This window comes from Streptomyces sp. NPDC110618 (genome assembly GCF_055657065.1).
Genome location: NZ_JBVKBN010000012.1, coordinates 76,369 through 89,972 on the forward strand (window position 1 = coordinate 76,369; position 13,604 = coordinate 89,972).

At 71.9% G+C, this 13,604-nt stretch carries 12 protein-coding genes; 3 read left to right on the forward strand and 9 right to left on the reverse strand.

Annotated elements, in window-relative coordinates; translation table 11 throughout:
- Window positions 1–4: 4 nt before the first annotated feature.
- From ACZ7L7_RS21305 to ACZ7L7_RS21330, 6 genes are all read right to left on the reverse strand, one after another.
- A complete protein-coding gene (locus ACZ7L7_RS21305) occupies window positions 5–1,201 on the reverse strand; it encodes an acetylornithine transaminase (RefSeq protein WP_285511470.1) in 1,197 nt (398 codons plus the stop codon).
- The gene (argB, locus tag ACZ7L7_RS21310; protein ID WP_285511471.1) at window positions 1,198–2,109 is read right to left on the reverse strand and encodes an acetylglutamate kinase; all 912 of its coding nucleotides are present in this window, start codon (window positions 2,107–2,109) and stop codon (window positions 1,198–1,200) included. The genes ACZ7L7_RS21305 and argB overlap by 4 nt, the downstream gene beginning before the upstream one ends.
- Window positions 2,106–3,257, reverse strand: coding sequence for a bifunctional glutamate N-acetyltransferase/amino-acid acetyltransferase ArgJ (gene argJ / locus ACZ7L7_RS21315; protein WP_471429842.1), 1,152 nt, complete (start codon window positions 3,255–3,257; stop codon window positions 2,106–2,108). Before argJ ends, argB begins: the two co-directional genes overlap by 4 nt.
- Window positions 3,254–4,282 (reverse strand): N-acetyl-gamma-glutamyl-phosphate reductase, encoded by a 1,029-nt coding sequence (gene argC / locus ACZ7L7_RS21320; protein ID WP_285511473.1) that lies wholly within the window; start codon window positions 4,280–4,282, stop codon window positions 3,254–3,256. The genes argJ and argC overlap by 4 nt, the downstream gene beginning before the upstream one ends.
- A 55-nt stretch (window positions 4,283–4,337) precedes the next feature.
- Entirely contained in the window at window positions 4,338–5,741 is a 1,404-nt protein-coding gene (locus ACZ7L7_RS21325; protein ID WP_285511474.1) for an FG-GAP repeat domain-containing protein, read from the reverse strand.
- Window positions 5,742–5,860: 119 nt separating this feature from the next.
- Window positions 5,861–8,335, reverse strand: a complete 2,475-nt coding sequence (locus tag ACZ7L7_RS21330) for an alpha-L-arabinofuranosidase C-terminal domain-containing protein (protein WP_472076803.1) — start codon at window positions 8,333–8,335, stop codon at window positions 5,861–5,863.
- A 137-nt stretch (window positions 8,336–8,472) separates the two neighbouring features.
- Here ACZ7L7_RS21330 and ACZ7L7_RS21335 point away from each other — a divergent pair, with 137 nt between their 5' ends.
- Window positions 8,473–8,934 carry a DUF6314 family protein gene (locus tag ACZ7L7_RS21335; RefSeq protein ID WP_453603958.1) on the forward strand — a complete coding sequence of 154 codons (462 nt, stop codon included), beginning with the start codon at window positions 8,473–8,475 and terminating at the stop codon, window positions 8,932–8,934.
- Here ACZ7L7_RS21335 and ACZ7L7_RS21340 read toward each other — a convergent pair.
- Entirely contained in the window at window positions 8,923–9,516 is a 594-nt protein-coding gene (locus tag ACZ7L7_RS21340) for a histidine phosphatase family protein (protein ID WP_453603956.1), read from the reverse strand. The two genes, ACZ7L7_RS21335 and ACZ7L7_RS21340, sit on opposite strands and share 12 nt — an antisense overlap.
- Window positions 9,517–9,652: 136 nt before the next feature.
- A complete protein-coding gene (locus tag ACZ7L7_RS21345; protein ID WP_472076805.1) occupies window positions 9,653–11,092 on the reverse strand; it encodes an aminotransferase-like domain-containing protein in 1,440 nt (479 codons plus the stop codon).
- Between ACZ7L7_RS21345 and ACZ7L7_RS21350 the strand changes: the two genes are divergently transcribed.
- Both ACZ7L7_RS21350 and ACZ7L7_RS21355 read left to right on the forward strand, forming a co-directional pair.
- Entirely contained in the window at window positions 11,091–12,065 is a 975-nt protein-coding gene (locus ACZ7L7_RS21350; RefSeq protein WP_472076807.1) for a DMT family transporter, read from the forward strand. The two genes, ACZ7L7_RS21345 and ACZ7L7_RS21350, sit on opposite strands and share 2 nt — an antisense overlap.
- 98 nt (window positions 12,066–12,163) lie before the next feature.
- Entirely contained in the window at window positions 12,164–12,361 is a 198-nt protein-coding gene (locus ACZ7L7_RS21355) for a DUF1918 domain-containing protein (RefSeq protein ID WP_472076809.1), read from the forward strand.
- A 1-nt stretch (window position 12,362) separates the two neighbouring features.
- On the opposite strand, the gene ACZ7L7_RS21360 is transcribed toward ACZ7L7_RS21355, so the two are convergent.
- Window positions 12,363–13,589 carry a glycoside hydrolase family 10-like protein gene (locus ACZ7L7_RS21360; protein ID WP_285511482.1) on the reverse strand — a complete coding sequence of 409 codons (1,227 nt, stop codon included), beginning with the start codon at window positions 13,587–13,589 and terminating at the stop codon, window positions 12,363–12,365.
- Window positions 13,590–13,604 lie beyond the last annotated feature (15 nt).

Consider the following 13,604-nt stretch of genomic DNA (forward strand, 5'->3'; position numbering starts at 1 on the left):
CGTCTCATTCTCCGGATCGTCCGTCCCCGTGCACTGCGTCGAGGAGGCCCGGCAACGCCCCCAGGAAGGCGTCCACCTCGTCGTCACGGAGGTTCAGCGGCGGCATGAGCCGGACGACGTCGGGGGCGGGCACGTTCACCAGGAGACCGGCCTCCTGAGCCGCCTGGCGCACCTGGGGCGCGAGGGGCTCGGTGAGCACGATACCCAGGAGCAGTCCCGAGCCCCGGACATAATCGATCAACGGGTGGCCGAGACCCTCGATTCCGTCGCGCAGCCTCTCGCCCTGCCGCTTGACGTTCTCCAGCAGTCCCTCGTTCTCGATGGTGTCCAGCACCGCCAGGCCGGCCGCGCAGGCGACCGGGTTGCCGCCGAACGTCGTGCCGTGCTGGCCGGGCTGGAGCAGTTCCGCGGCCCGGCCGAAGGCGACGGTCGCGCCGAGCGGCAGTCCGCCGCCGAGCTGCTTGGCGAGTGTGACGACGTCCGGCAGGACGCCCTCGTGGGCCTGGTACTCGAACCAGTTGCCGGTCCGTCCGACGCCGGTCTGCACCTCGTCGAGGACGAGCAGCGCACCGGTGGCGGCGGTGATGGCGCGGGCCGCCTTGAGGTACCCGGCGGGCGGGACGACCACGCCGAGTTCGCCCTGGATCGGTTCGACGATGACCAGCGCGGTCTCCTCGGTGACGGCGGCGGCGAGGGCCTGCGCGTCACCGAAGGGCACGTGCGTGACGTCACCGGGCAGCGGCAGGAAGGGGTCCCGCTTGCCGGGCTGTCCGGTGAGCGCGAGCGCGCCCATGGTGCGGCCGTGGAAGGCGCCCTCCGTGGCCACGATGTGGGTTCGCCCGGTCAGCCGGCCGATCTTGAACGCGGCCTCGTTGGCCTCGGCGCCGGAGTTGCAGAAGAAGACCCTGCCGTCCCGGCCGAACAGCCTGAGCAGCCGTTCGGCGAGGGCGACGGTCGGCTCGGCCATGAAGAAGTTGGAGATGTGGCCGAGGGAGCCGATCTGCCGGCTCACGGCCTCCACGATCGCGGGGTGCGCGTGCCCGAGGGCGTTGGTGGCGATGCCGCCGACGAAGTCGAGGTAGGAGTTGCCCTCGGCGTCCCAGACCCGGCTGCCCTCACCGCGTACGAGGGGCAGCAGGGGGGTGCCGTAGTTGTTCATGAGCGCGCCCTGCCACCGCGCGCTCAGTTCCTGGTTGCTCATGACGACTCCCCCTCGTGCTCGTCGGGCACGACCATGGTGCCGATGCCCTCATCGGTGAAGATCTCCAGCAGGATCGAGTGCTGGACCCGGCCGTCGATGACGCGCGCGGTGTGCACGCCGTTGCGGACGGCGTGCAGACAGCCCTCCATCTTGGGCACCATTCCGGAGGACAACTCCGGCAGCAGCTTTTCCAGTTGGGAGGCGGTCAGGCGGCTGATCACCTCGTCGCTGTTCGGCCAGTCCTCGTAGAGGCCCTCGACATCGGTGAGGACCATGAGGGTCTCGGCGTCCAGCGCAGCAGCGAGTGCCGCAGCCGCCGTATCAGCATTGACGTTGTAGACATGTCCGTCGTCCTGGCTGCGGGCGATGGAGGAGACGACCGGGATACGGCCGTCGGCGAGCAGGGCCTCGATCGCGCCCGTGTCGATCGCGGTGATCTCGCCCACCCGCCCGATGTCGACCAACTCCCCGTCGATCTCGGGCTGGTGCTTGGTGGCGGTGATGGTGTGCGCGTCCTCGCCGGTGAGTCCGACGGCGAGCGGTCCGTGCTCGTTGAGCAGGTTGACCAGCTCGCGCTGGACCTGCCCGGCGAGCACCATCCGTACGACGTCCATGGCGTCCTCGGTGGTGACCCTGAGGCCCGCTTTGAACTCGCTGACGATGCCGTGCCTGTCGAGCGCGGCGCTGATCTGCGGTCCGCCGCCGTGCACGACGACCGGCTTGAGCCCGGCGTGGTGCAGGAAGACGACGTCCTGGGCGAAGGCGGCCTTCAGCTCCTCGTCGACCATGGCGTTGCCGCCGAACTTGATGACGACGGTCTTGCCGTTGTGGCGGACCAGCCAGGGCAGCGCCTCGATGAGGATCTGGGCCTTGGGAAGGGCGGTGTGCTTCCGCGTCGGATTGCTCATGAGCTGTAGGCGCTGTTCTCGTGGACGTAGTCGGCGGTGAGGTCGTTGGTCCAGATCGTGGCGGTCTCGGAGCCGGCGGCGAGGTCGGCGACGATGTGCACCTCGCGGTAGCGCATGTCGACCTTCTCGCGGTCCTCGCCGACGCCGCCGTTCTTGCACACCCAGACGCCGTTGATGGCGACGTTGAGCCGGTCGGGCTCGAACGCGGCCCTGGTGGTGCCGATGGCGGACAGCACCCGGCCCCAGTTGGGGTCCTCGCCGTGGATGGCGCACTTGAGGAGGTTGTTGCGGGCGATGGAGCGGCCCACCTCGACGGCGTCGTCCTCGGTCGCGGCGTTGATCACCTCGACCTTGATGTCCTTGCTGGCCCCCTCTGCGTCCCGGATGAGCTGCTGCCCGAGGTCGTCGCAGACGGCACGCACGGCCTCGGCGAACTCGGCGTACTCCGGGGTGACTTCGGCGGCGCCGGAGGCGAGGAGCAGCACGGTGTCGTTGGTGGACATGCAGCCGTCGGAGTCGACACGGTCGAAGGTGACCTTGGTGGCCGCGCGCAGGGCCCGGTCCAGGGTGTCGTTGTCGACGGCGGCGTCGGTGGTGAGGACGACCAGCATGGTGGCGAGGCCGGGGGCGAGCATGCCGGCTCCCTTGGCCATGCCGCCGACGGTCCAGCCGTCCTTGGTGACGACGGACGTCTTGTGGACGGTGTCGGTGGTCTTGATGGCGATGGCGGCCTTCTCACCGCCGTGCTCGGAGAGCTGGGCGGCGGCGGTCTCGACGCCGGGCAGCAGCTTGTCCATGGGGAGCAGCACGCCGATCAGTCCGGTGGAGCAGACGGCGACCTCGATGGCGCCGCGCCCGAGCGCCTCGGCGACCTTCTCGGCGGTGGCGTGGGTGTCCTGGAAGCCCTTGGGTCCGGTACAGGCGTTGGCGCCGCCGGAGTTGAGGACGACCGCGGAGACCTGGCCGCTCTTGAGGACCTGCTCGGACCACAGCACCGGCGCGGCCTTGACGCGGTTGGAGGTGAAGACGCCCGCGGCGGCGCGGCGCGGCCCGTTGTTGACCACGAGGGCCAGGTCAGGGTTGCCGTTCTCCTTGATCCCGGCGGCGATGCCCGCCGCCGTGAATCCCTTGGCTGCCGTCACGCTCACGGCGCAACTCCGATCGTGGTCAGCCCGGCGCTCTCGTCGAGCCCCAGGGCGAGGTTCATGCTCTGGACGGCACCGCCCGCGGTGCCCTTGGTCAGGTTGTCGATGGCGCTGATCGCGATGACCCGCCCGGCGGCGTCGTCGTAGGCGACCTGCACCTGCACGGCGTTGGAGCCGTACACGGAGGCCGTGGCCGGCCACTGGCCCTCGGGGAGCAGGTGGACGAAGGGCTCGTCGGCGTACGCCTTCTCGTAGGCGGCGCGTACGGCGTCGGCGGTGACGCCGGGCCTCGCCTTGGCGGAGCAGGTGGCGAGGATGCCGCGGGGCATCGGGGCGAGGGTCGGGGTGAAGGAGACGCTGACCGTCTCCCCGGCGACCGCGCTGAGGTTCTGGCTCATCTCGGGGGTGTGCCGGTGGCCGCCGCCGACGCCGTACGGCGTCATGGAGCCCATGACCTCGCTGCCCAGCAGGTGCGGCTTGGGCGCCTTGCCCGCGCCGGAGGTGCCGGACGCGGCGACGATCACCGCCTCGGCCTCGGCGAGCCCGGCGGCGTAGGCCGGGAAGAGGGCGAGGGAGACGGCCGTCGGGTAGCAACCGGGCACCGCGACGCGCTTGGACCCCTCCAGCGCGGCGCGGGCACCCGGCAGTTCGGGCAGGCCGTACGGCCAGGTTCCGGCGTGCGGGGAGCCGTAGAACTTCTCCCAGTCGGCCGGGTCCTTCAGCCGGAAGTCGGCGCCCATGTCGATGACGAGGACGTCCGGTCCGAGCTGTTCGGCGACGGCGGCGGACTGGCCGTGCGGCAGCGCGAGGAAGACGACGTCGTGCCCGGCGAGCGCCTGCGGGGTGGTCGGCTCCAGTACCCGGTCGGCCAGCGGCAGCAGGTGCGGCTGGAGCGCGCCGAGGTGCTGACCCGCGTTGGAGTTGCCGGTCAGGGTGCCGATCTCGACCTGCGGATGCGCCAGCAGCAGCCGCAGCAGCTCACCGCCCGCGTATCCGCTCGCTCCGGCCACCGCCGCACGTACCGTCATGGAAAAGCCTCCTCCTTGATGGCATGACTATACGTATCGATGCACGTTTATGCAATCAAGGTTTCGGGACAGTTACGCAGTACGAACCCGTGCCGGTGATTCCGTCGGCGGTGCCGGGGAGGACGCAGTAGCCGTCCGGGTGGGCGCTGAACGGGTCGGTGCCGACGATCAGCTCGGCGCGGCCGTCGGCGTCGGTGTCCAGGAGCGCCACGTACCACGCGTTGAAGGTCGTGCCGTCGAGGGGCACACCGGGGAGGGCGTGATGGACGGCCTGGGCTCCCGGGGCGGTCAGCTTCCCGGAGCCGTCGCCGCGCAGTACGACGACCCGGCCGGCGCGGTCCTGTTCGCCCACCTTCGCGTAGACGTCGCCCACCGCGACATCGAGGTTGCCGTCGCCGTCGATGTCCCCGACCGCGACGGACTCGGCGAAGCCGACGGAGGTCTTCGGGTCGGGCACCACGGGGTCCTGCTGCCGGACGGTCTCGACGCGCTCCGGATCGGGCCCGTTCTCGCCGCCGCGCACCACCTTGACCGAGCCGCTCCCGGCCGGGTCCGCGGAGACGATGTCGTCGTAGCCGTCCCGGTCCAGGTCCCCCGTCTCGATCGCGTGCCCGATGCCCGGGCGGCCCTCGCTCTTCCCCTTCATCACGGTCACCGGCGCCTTCAGCCCCTTCTCGCCGCCCCGTAGGAACAGCAGGAGGGCGTCTCCCGGTTCGCCGTCCTCGTCCACGGAGGCCACCGCGAGCAGGTCGGTGCGTCCGTCGCCGTCGACGTCCCCGGCCGCGAGGTCGCGGGTCCGCCAGACTTCCTCCTCGGTCCGGTCCGGGGCGTGCTCGCCCGTGTCCAGGGTGATCCGCTCGGTACGGGCCGGACCTCCGGATCGGCTGACCGGGCCGTAGGCGACCAGTCCGGCCGCCGCGACGTCCAAGTGGCCGTCGCCGTCGAAGTCACCGAGGACGGGGTACGCGACCGAGCCGTCCCCAGTCCCCTCGGCGAGGAGGGTGCCGCCCGACAGCCCCTTGGGCCCGCCCCACAGCACGGTCAGCCGGCCGGCGTCCGGGGCGTCCCCGACGTCCTCACCGACCGCGTCCACCACCAGGTCCGTGTAGCCGTCGTCGTCCACGTCACCCCATGCGGGGGCGCCCCCGAAGAAGTTGAAGGCGTCGGCGCGGCCGGGGACCTTCGCCGAGTTCTGGGTGACGAGCTGCGTCCTCGGGGTGCGGCCGGGACCGGGCCCGTAGGCCACGGCGATGTATCCGGCCTGGTTGAGCCCGTCGACCTTGCCGTCCCGGTTGGGCATCACCAGGTCGCCGCGCCCGTCACCGTCGAAGTCGGGGGCCCGGCCCGCGACCGCGACCGCGGCGGTGTCCTCCTCCAGGAGCCGGGGCACCCCCAGGAGCCCTCCGACCGCCACGGCCACCACGGCCGCCGCCACCGCCGCCCACCTCTTCGGGCCCATCGGCCACCCCTCCTGCGCACAAAGGTCACGGACACGGCGGGCGTCCGCGACAGACACCCGCCGTTCCCGATGTGACCATCGGGGGCCGAGGATGGTTGTCCCGGGCCCGGTGGGAGGGCCTACCTCTGCTTGATCCTCAGGAACGTCACCGAGTTCGCCGGGAAGGTGTACGTGAACTTCGCCGAGACCCCCGAGACGGTGGACGTCACTGGCGTGACCGGCGTGTTCGTCTCGCTGTTCACCGAGTCCGGCTCGCCCGCGATCGTGGTGACCCGGGCCCGGGAGGAGACCTTCGCGCCGCCCAGGTCGACGGCGGTGCGGGCGTCGGCGGACTGGGCGTTGACGACCTTGACGATGAGGTCGCCGGTGGCCCTGTCCTCGGTGACGACCTGCCGGAACGGCTCGGCGGGCCTGTCGTCGGTGAAGCTGCCCCACTCCTCGCCGTCGAGGTAGAGGGTGACCTGGCGGCCGCGCACCTTGATGTCGATGTCGTAGGCGCGGCCCGTCTCGATCGAACCGGCCTTGGAGATCAGCGTCGACTTGCCGCCGTCGACGGCCTGCTCGACGGCGGACTGGGTGTTGTTCCAGCCGCCCAGGTTCCACCAGTAGTAATTGCCGGTGTCCTTGACGCCGAAGGCGACCAGGAAGCCCTCCTTGCCGGACTTCTTGGCGGCCTTCACGTGCAGGTCGTAGTCGCGCCAGCCGGCGTCGCCCGCGCTGACCATGGTGTTCTCGGCGGCCTCGTCGCTCTGCACGTACGCGCCGTCCTGGACGCTCCAGCGCCCGCCGCCGGTGTGCGTCCACTGTGCCGCGTCACCGGAGAAGTCGTCGCTGAGCAGTTCGGTGCCGTCGGCGGCGGTGACCCGCACGTCGTCGTAGGCCGCGCTGGTCGCCCAGGTCGACAGGCCGACGGCGCCGGTGATGGGACCGCTGACGTCGGGGGTGCCGGTGGCGGTGGACGGGACCACCCGGTCGCCGACGTTGTTCATGAACAGCTTCTGGACCTCGTAGTTGGCGGAGTTCCAGGAGGCGTGGTTGTTGAACCAGATCAGGTCCGGCCGCCACTGCACATAGTCCTCGTTGGCGAGCAGCGGGGCGTACGAGGCGAGCTTGACGACGTCCGCGTTGCGCTCCAGGCCGGTCATGAACGCGGCTTCGGCGAGCGCGTTCTTGAGGGCGTTGCCCTGGGAGGCGTACTCGCCGAGGAAGACCTTGGGGCCGCCCCGGTCGTAGCTGTCGTAGCGGTCGTTGTTCTGCAGGAACCACTGCGGGCTGTTGTAGTAGTGCTCGTCGACCATGTCGACCTCGGCCTCGCGGTTGAGCTGCCAGGCGGTGTCGAAGGTCGAACCGGAGTCGTCCGGGCCCGAGTTGGAGACGACGGTGATGTCCGGGTACGCGGCCTCGATGGCCGCGCGGAACTTCTGGAAGCGGGCGAAGAACTCGCGCGGCAGGTTCTCCTCGTTGCCGACCGCGAGATGGGTCAGGTGGAAGGGCTTGGGATGGCCCATCTCGGCGCGCTTCCTGCCCCAGGTGCTGGTGACGGGGCCGTTGGCGAACTCGATGAGGTCGAGGGTGTCCTGGATGTGCCGCTTCAGCAGGGCCTCGTCGTCGGTGGCCCGGTTCTGGCCGCAGCCGGTGACCAGGGCGGGCACGACGGGCAGCGGCATGGCGCCGATGTCCTCGGCGAAGCGGAAGTACTCGTAGTAGCCGAGTCCGTAACTCTGGTTGTAGCCCCAGAAGTTGGCGTTGGTGGCGCGCTCCTCGACCGGGCCGATGGTGTCCTTCCACTGGTAGGAGCGCTTGCGCTGCCAGTTCGAGGACTCGCTGTAGTCCTCCATGGAGCCGGTGTTGACCAGGCAGCCGCCGGGGAAGCGGACGAAGGCGGGGTTCAGTGCCTCGATCTTCTCGGCGAGGTCCTTGCGCAGGCCGTTGCCCTGCCGTTTGTAGGTGTCGCGCGGGAACAGCGAGACCATGTCCAGCGCGGCGGCCCCGGTGGTGGCGACGGTGAGCCGGCCGTGGGAGCTGGTGCGGGTGGCGGTGAAGGTGGCGGTGTACTTCTTCCAGCCGCCAAAGACGCCGACCTGGCGGGCCGTGGCGAGAGTGCCGGCCGCGTCCTTCAGACCGACGGTGAGCGTGCTGCCCGACTCGGCGCGGGCCCACACCGAGAAGTCGTACCGCTTGCCCTTCTCCACGCGCAGACCGGTGTTGTACCCGGCGTTGGTGACGGCCGAACCGGCGCTCAGGGCGAGGTAGTTGCGGTTGCGCTCGTTCATGCGCCCGGAGTCGTTCTTGACCTCGGCGGAACCGGAGACGGTCCAGGAGGTGAGCGGCGTGTACGAGGCGTTGTCGGCGGTGGAGTACTCGAAGGACCGGTTCTGCACCAGCTCGGCGTAGAGCCCGCCGTCGGCGGCCCGGTTGATGTCCTCGAAGAAGACGCCGTACATCGTGTCGTCGATGGTCGCGCCCCGCCTCGTCGGGTCGACGGTGATCTCGTAGTCGATGACGTCCTCGGCGTGGGCGGGAGCGGGGACGAGACCGGCCGCCAGCACGAGGGCGGTGACTGTCAGGCCGTATCTCCAGCGGGTGCGTGACATGGATACTCCGCGGCTCGATTGTTCGAAATATCAGACACTGATCAGTACTTCGAACGGCAAGATAGGGAGGAGGATCAAGAGCGTCAACGGGTCGCGTCGCACCGAAAGTGTCGGACGTCCGTGGCGGGGAGGCAGGGATGGGCGAGTTCTGGCCAGTCGCGGATGTCCTGGCGTATCTGGCGGGGAGCTGGCGCACCGAGCGCTCCGTGCGGGATCTCGCGAGCGAGGAGTCGGGGCACTTCTCCGGTACGACGGTTTTCGGCCCTCTCGACGGGGGCGGGCTGCTGTCCCGGGAATCCGGCACCTTCACCTGGCAGGGGGTGCCCCGGCCGGCCGAGCGGACGCTCCAGTACCGGGCGGGAAACGCGCCGGGCACGGCCGACGTCCGCTTCGCCGACGGCCGCCCTTTCCACGGCCTCGATCTGACCTCGGGCCGCCACACGGCCGATCATCCGTGCGCGGCGGACCTGTACCGCGGGGAGTTCACCGTCCTCGGCGAGGACCGCTGGCGGACGGTGTGGCGGGTGCGCGGGCCCGCGAAGGACCTGGTCCTCACCACCGACTACACACGGGAGCCCGCACCCGCGCTACGCCCGTGAGGTCAGGGCCGACGCCGCGTCGAAGCGGAGGTTCCAGCGGCCGCCCAGGCCGGTGACCGTCGTCGTGGACAGCGGGCGGACGTCGATGCTCCAGTAGGTCGAGGGCGGCGCCTTCAGGGCGTACACCAGGGCGGCGCGGATGACCGACGGCTCGGCCACGGCGACCACGCGGCAGCCGTCCTCCAGCGGGCGCGTTTCGAGCCAGTTGCCGACCCTGCCGATGAACGACAGCAGGGACTCGCCGCCGTGCGGAGTGGCGCGCGGGTCCGCGAGCCAGGCGTCCACCGCCGCCGGTTCGCAGGCCATCGCCTCGCCGAGGGTCAGCCCGCGCCAGCGGCCCATGTCGCAGTCGCGCAGCGCCGGTTGCACCAGTGGGGCGAAGCCCAGGGCGTCACCGGTGGCGCGGCTGCGCGGGGTGGGCGAGCAGTAGCGAAGGTCAGCGGCGGCCAGTGACATCAGGTCCCAGGCGGAGCGCTGCACCTCGTCCCAGCCGGCCTGGTCCAGCGGCCGGTCGTCCTGGAAGCGCTCGGCCAGCAGCGAGCTGCTGCGCGCGGCGGCGACGAACGTGACCCGAAGTGCCATGCGGCGATGGTCGGCCCGCGAAGTCCGCTGGTCAATAGGCGTTACCGGGGAGTTACCCAGGGTACCGGAATGCTTACTTCCAGGTCAGGATCAGACGGACGAACCATCAGAAACCGCCTCTCAAGCGGCGTCTGCCTCAACCGGCTCCCGCCTCCGCCCAGGCCGCCCTCAGCCGCCGCACCCCCTCGGCGATCTCCGCCGTCCCCGCCACCGCCGCGAAACTGAGCCGCACATGGGCCGCCGGCGGCTCGGCGCTGAAGTACGGCCGGCCCGGGGTGACCGCCACGCCCGCGCGCAGGGCGGCCGCCGTCAGCGCGGCCCCGTCGGTGCCGTCCGGCAGGCGCAGCCAGAGGTGGTAGCCGCCGGAGGGGATGTGCGGCAGGGCCACTCCGGGCAGTTCGCCCAGCAGCGCGCCCGTCATCGCCTCCCGGCGCAGCCGCAGCTCCGCGGAGACCGCCCGCAGATGGCGGGGCCAGGCGGGCGAGCCGACCAGTTCCAGCGCGGCCTCCTGGAGCGGGCGGGGCACGAAGAAGGTGTCGACGACCTGGATGGCCCGCAGCCGCTCCAGCACCGGCCCGCGGGCGGCCAGCGCGCCGACCCGGAAGCTGGGCGAGGTCGCCTTGGTCAGGGAGGCGACGTGCACCACGACCCCGTCCGGGTCGTCAGCGGCCAGCGGACGCGGCAGGGGCCCCGAGTCCTCGTGCACCAGCCGCCGTACGAAGTCGTCCTCGATCACGAAGGCACCGGCCTCGCGGGCGATGCGCAGCACCTCCGCGCGGCGCTCGGGGGCGAGGACCGCGCCCGTGGGGTTCTGGAAGAGCGGCTGGCAGACGAAGACCCGGGCTCCGGTGGCCCGGAAGGCGTCGGCGAGCAGGGTGGGGCGCACGCCGTCCCGGTCCACCGGGACCGGCACCGGGCGCAGGCCCGCCGCGCGGGCGATGGCCAGCATGCCGGGGTAGGTCGGCGACTCCACCAGGACCGGGGCTCCGGGTGGCGCCAGCGCGCGCAGGGCGGTGGTGAGGGCGGCCTGGCCGCCGGAGGTGATCAGCACCTCGGCGGCGCCGACGGCGCCGCCGACGCCGCGCGCGAACCACTCGCGCAGCTCCGGCAGCCCTTCCATGGGCGGTCTGCCCCAGGCGCCGGGCCGCCGCCCGGCCCGGGAGAGCGCCGCCGCCATGGCCCGCTCGGGCTGGAGGGAGGGGTGCAGATAGCCGCCGTTGAACTCGATCACGCCGGGCGGCGGGGCGGCCAGCGAGACCAGCACTCCGGAGGCGTCCACCGAGCGGGGTACGGAATCGGCGGCACCGGACGCGCTGAGCGCGACCTCCTGCCAGGAGGTGTCCCCGGCGGGTTCCGCCTCGGCGCGCGGGCGGGCGCGGAAGGCCCCGGCGCCGGGCCGGGTCACCACCAGTCCCTCGGCGGCGAGTTGGGCGAGGGCACGGGAGACGGTCACCGGGCTCACCCGGTACCGCTCGACCAGGGCCCGGCTCGACGGGAGCTTTCCACCATAGGAGTAGCGGTCGAGTTCCCGTCGCAGCCTTTCCGCCAGTTCAGCGACGCTGCTACGCTCTTGCATGAGAGCACAGAGTAGCGCTACCGCACCGAGCACGATAGCGGTCGACACCCTCACAGGTGCCCCCACAGGTGCCCCCGCGGACGCCTCCCCCGGCACCCCCGGCCGCACCCCCGCGGCCCCCGCCGCCGGGACCCTTCTCGCCGCGCTCGGCGTGACCGCGTTCTCCCTCACCTTCCCCGCCACCGCCTGGGGCCTGGAGGGGTTCGGGCCCTGGTCACTGGTGGCCGTGCGCAGCGTCCTCGCCACCCTGATCGCCGGCGGCTGTCTGCTGGTGCTGCGGGTGCCGCTGCCGGACCGGCGCCACTGGGCGGGGCTCGCGGTCGTGGCGGCCGGGGTCGTGATCGGCTTCCCCCTGCTGACCACGCTGGCTCTGCGGACCTCCACCACCGCGCACGCGGCCGTCGTGGTCGGCCTGCTCCCGCTGACCACCGCCGCCCTCGCCGCCCTGCGCACCGGCTCCCGCCCCTCGCGCACCTTCTGGACGGCTGCCCTGGCCGGTGCCGCCGCGGTGGTCGCCTTCACCGTGCAGCAGAGCGGCGGCGCCCTCACCGCCGCCGATCTGTACCTCTTCGGCGCGCTGCTGATCTGCGCCGCCGGCTACACCGAGGGCGGACGGCTGGCCCGGGTCATGCCGGGCTGGCAGGTGGCCGGCTGGGCGCTGGTGCTGTGTCTGCCCCTCACCCTGCCCGCCGCGGTGCTGGCGCTGTCGTACGAGCCCGTCCAGCTCACCGCGCACAGCGTCACCGGGCTGCTGTGGGTGGCGGCCGGTTCGCAGTTCCTCGGACTGGTGGTCTGGTACCGGGGCATGGCGGCCATCGGGGTGCCGAAGGCCAGCCAGTTGCAGTTGGCCCAGCCCCTGCTCACACTGGTGTGGTCGGTGCTGCTGCTGGGCGAGACGCTGACGGTGGCCGCACCGCTGACGGCAGCGGCGGTGCTCGTCTGCATCGCCGTCACCCAGCGGGCCCGAGGCTGACCGGGCCGGGCCCGTACGACCCACTTCCCACCGCCGCGCCGGGCCGTAAACTCAAGGCCACGGACCGCTGCTTCCGCTCTTCGCTGAGGAGGCCCCAGATGCGTGCAACCGTGGGCGACCAGCTTGTCCAGCACGGCAGGGTGGTCGGACAGCACGACAAGGTCGGCGAGATCGTCGAAGTTCTCGGTCAGGAGGGCAATCCCCCGTACCGCGTCCGTTTCGAGGACGGGCACGAGGGTCTGTGCTCCCCCGGCCCGGACACCGAGATCCGGCACCAGGAAACCCGCCCGATGTAGGTCAGCGCGGGGGCTCGGCCGGCTGCTGGTAGTGGTCGGCGACCACCCGCGCCATGGCCCCGATCCGGTCCTGCGCCACCTCCCGGGCGGCGAAGAAGACATGGCCGCGTGCCTCCGGGTGTTTCTTGGCGAGCGCGAGATGCCGTGACAGCTCGTCGGGCCGCTGCCAGGCCGCGGCCTGCGCCGGGTCGCCCGCCCGGTACAGCGCCTCACCGAGATACAGCTTCGTCCGGGTGCCCCGGACCGTCCGCGCCCACCAGGGCAACAGGACGGCGTAGTCGGCGGCGGCGTTGCCGACGTGCCAGTACAGCTGCGGGCAGATGTAGTCCAGCCAGTTCTCACGGACCCATTTGCGGGTGTCCGCGTAGAGGTCGTCGTACGCCTGGAGCGCCCGGGTGTCGGAGCCGAGCGGGTCGGTGCCCGCGTTGCGCCACACCCCGAAGGGGCTGATCCCGAACCGGGTGCCCGGCCGGACCTGCTTGATCCGGGCCGACATCTCGGCGACCAGCAGATCGACGTTGCCGCGCCGCCAGGCGGCCCGGGTGGGGAAGCCGCCGCCGTAGCGGTCGTAGGCGTCCTGGTCGTCGAAGGTCTGGCCCGCCACCGGATACGGGTAGAAGTAGTCGTCGAAGTGGACGGCGTCGACGGCGTAGCGGCGCACCGCGTCCAGCATGGCGTCCTGCACGAAGGCGCGGACCTCGGGCAGCCCGGGGTTGTAGTAGAGCTTGCCTCCGTAGGTGACCACCCAGTCGGGGTGGCGCCGGGCGGGGTGGGTGGCCGCCAGCCGGGTGGGGTCGGTGTGGTTGGCGATGCGGTACGGGTTGAACCAGGCGTGCAGCTCCAGGCCGCGCGCGTGCGCCTCCGCCACCGCCGTGCCCAGCGGGTCCCAGCCGGGCGCCGTGCCCTGGGTCCCGGTGAGCACGGCCGACCAGGGTTCGTACGGGGAGGGCCACAGGGCGTCGGCGGTGGGCCGCACCTGGAGGATCACCGTGTTCAGCCGGCGCCGCACCGCCGTGTCGAGGTGGGCGATCAGCTCGGCGCGCTGGGCCGCCGCGCTCAGGCCGGCCCGGGACGGCCAGTCCCGGTTGGCGACGGTCGCCACCCACATGCCCCGCATCTCGCCGCCGTGCATCCGCCGGTGCCTCTCCGGCGCCGCGGACGCTGCCGGCCCTGTCGCCAGCGTCGCCAACGCGGCCAGGGCGAAGGTCCGGCGTGTGATTCGGCCCATTGCTCGGCACCCCCA